We start from the raw sequence: 451 nt of genomic DNA, 5'->3' as shown, positions 1-451 counted from the left end.
AAGTAAGTCCAGTACGAACCGCCGGGCGATCAGCACCCAACCTGCCGCCATGCCAACCGCCAAGCCGCGAGACAGTGCCGCTACTGGATCAAGCCATATCCAAATAACCACGGCAGACAGCGCGCAGCCCAACACCAAGAAAGGGATCAGCCAATGGCGAATAGCAGGAGACCACAAAAAGGTCGCTTAGATGTCGAACGTTCGGCGCAGCCACGCCGCCAGGTCCGTCACGATGTTCAACGGACATACCCAACCAAAAAACGCGCGCGGCGATAATATCACGTAGAACAGCACTACAATCACTTCGCCTAACAACGCATTAAACTCCGGGTTATGCCGTGTCGGCAAGGCTTGAAGCACAATGAACGGGTGACTTAAAGGGACCGTGTCGAACAGCATACGCGATGAGAGGTTACGGGTTAGAACCCCTAATGTCGGCCCAGCCATAAAC

Annotated in this window: 1 pseudogene; it reads right to left on the bottom strand. The window is 55.0% G+C overall.

The annotated features are described in order from the left end of the window. Positions 1–451, bottom strand: a pseudogene (locus UF05_RS10875) (4Fe-4S binding protein); the annotation flags it as partial.

This window comes from Vibrio sp. S457-15 (assembly GCF_000960545.1).
GTDB classification, from domain to species: Bacteria; Pseudomonadota; Gammaproteobacteria; order Enterobacterales; family Vibrionaceae; genus Vibrio; species Vibrio parahaemolyticus.
This window is presented reverse-complemented; position numbering and strand designations above follow the sequence as displayed.